The organism is Sporosarcina koreensis, assembly GCF_001531445.1.
Lineage (GTDB): Bacteria > Bacillota > Bacilli > Bacillales_A > Planococcaceae > Sporosarcina > Sporosarcina koreensis_C.
In genome coordinates this window covers 1-2,360 of sequence record NZ_LQYA01000068.1, presented here as the reverse complement: position 1 = coordinate 2,360, position 2,360 = coordinate 1, and the positions used below count along the sequence as shown (strand labels likewise).

The following is a 2,360-nucleotide window of genomic DNA, read 5'->3' as shown; positions in this document are numbered from 1 at the left end:
GGCACTTGTGTCGATTGGAAAACGGCGTTCGGTATCGATTGGCGGGCCAATTCATGAAACTGTTCGGCAAACAGGTCAACGTCGGTGAAGACGCCGCCCGACAGCACGATTGCCGTCGGGTGATTTTCATCGAATAAACGGCGGTGGCAAGCGTCGATCGAATGCATCATCTCTGCACATGCCTTCTTCACAATCCCTTTTGAAACCTCATCATCCGCCTGTGCTTCCTGTATGACGAGACGTGCAAGGGGTGCGACGACTGAACGCGGATGTTCTTTCCCGTACACTTTGCCGATAATATCCGGGACGTTTTGTACAGAAAAATATTCGGTGACCCGATCTGTCAGGCTGGTCGCCGGGCCGCGATCATCAAATGAACGGAACACCGCTTTCAATGCCTCATTCCCTAAATAAAACCCGCTCCCTTCGTCATCGAATAAATAACCCCATCCACCTGAACGAGCGACTATCCCGTTTTCATTAATGCCTAATGTGACAGCGCCGGTACCTGCGATCTGAACGATGCCGGGTCCGCCGAGCGTTCCGGAATACAAGGCATTGAATGCATCATTCCTTACGGTGACTTGCGTTCCGACCGACAACTCCCGTGCTAACAGAGCTGCCACTTCTTTATCACGTCCACTTTCCCCGACGCCGGCTATTCCTGCGAAACAGACGGACAGCTGATTGAAAATGGCTTCGTTCTGCCTTTTCAACTCCCTAACCAACCCGATGATGACGGCCTCGAATTCCGCCTGCTGCAGCGTGTTCGGATTGCTTCTTCCGGTTACCGCATGCATGTAAACGTTCCCAAATTCATCGGCGACAATGCCCATCGTCCTCGTCCCTCCGCCGTCAATCCCTAATACATACATCTGTTGACTACCGCCTCTCAAATCAATTACGCCTTGGCGTAATTGCGTCCAGATTTATTTCGAGCTTGGGACCTACAGGAAGTAGGTCATGCAGTCGTTGCGACAGGACATCGCGACCTTAGACTGCCTTCCTTGCTCCACTAAAAATCTGTGACAACCGCCGGAGGCTTAAATTAATTCAGCCGAATTTAGCTGAATTAATTTAATATCTAGTTTCTAAATCAATTCCCGTGTAGAAATGCTTCAAAATAACATCGTACGTATATCCTTTTTCAGCCATGCCGACTGCGCCGACTTGGGACATTCCGACACCATGGCCCCATCCGCCACCGTCCACTTTGTACCCGATTGTCTCATTAGTTTCCTTATTGATGACAGGCTCGATGATGAACAGCGTACTTAACAACACCGCCGGATTGCCATTTGCATCGATGTATTGGAGCGCCCATCGGATACGGTCCTTGTATTCGTAGAACGTGCCGTTGTCCGTAACGAATTCAATGACAGCCGCTCGACCCGAGCTGGAACGTTCCGTTACATTAATTTCCAATACCTTTCCGACTTCCGTGTTGAAGTAGTTTCCTACGATTTCATTCATTTCCTCTGCCGTCCATTCGAAGTGCCAACGATAATATTTCGACCAATTGGCTTCGAAATCCCCAGTCTTCACTTCTCGCAATGATTCGCCGCTGCCGTTCTTCTTGTAAATGTCTAAGGCTGGGACGTATTTCAGGTCGTTCCCTTTTTGCGCGACATGCTTCGCCCGTAAATATGGAGTCGCTTCAGAAGTCCATACATCTTCGTTATTCGCCGTGAAACCGCCGCTTGTTGAATGAAAGACGGCTGTAATGAGCTTGCCTTCATACGTGGCGACAATGCCTCTCGTGCCATCGACAGCTTCATTTGAAATCGGATGTTCCGCGCTAAATCCGCCATATACTTGGTCGGAAGTCGTTGGCAAAAGATCATAGCCATCCGCGCTCCGCTTGCCCATATTGGATAAAGCGTACGTACGTGCAGCGATCGCCTGCGCTTTTTGCGCTTCGACTTCCGCATAAGGAACAGGCGGAAGTTCACGTGGAACAACACCGTATAAATAGTGCTCGATGCTCAATTCATTGATGCCCGCTAAAGTACCGCTGCTATTGAAACCGACCTCAGCAATGCCACGATATGGTTGCCCGTCGATCGTGACAAATCCGGAAGGTGCTAGTAGTTGGACTGGATTTGAAGTTTCCTTCTCTTCTCCGTCTTTCACCACTCTCAACTGTGTTTCGCCTTCAGCAATTGTTACGACTTTCCAAAAAGCGTCGCTCGCAGCTAATCCTTTTGCGACGACTTCATCTTTGAATGCAGTTCGTTCCGCAAAGGGTGCATCCGTCGCAAATTCACCAAGGTACAAGCGCCAGCCGTCGTTATAGTCTTCAACGTACGTCGGATATCCTTCGGCATGCGCACGTCGAAGCCAGTCGTCTAGGTATGCTT

2 protein-coding genes are annotated in these 2,360 nt (G+C 49.9%); both read right to left on the bottom strand.

Features of this window, described 5'->3' with window-relative positions; genetic code table 11:
* A partial coding sequence (locus AWV70_RS10590; protein ID WP_153009953.1) for an N-acetylglucosamine kinase occupies positions 1-896 on the bottom strand: 896 nt, incomplete at its 3' end.
* Between the two features lie 181 nt (positions 897-1,077).
* A partial coding sequence (locus AWV70_RS10585; RefSeq protein WP_060206873.1) for a SpoIID/LytB domain-containing protein occupies positions 1,078-2,360 on the bottom strand: 1,283 nt, incomplete at its 5' end.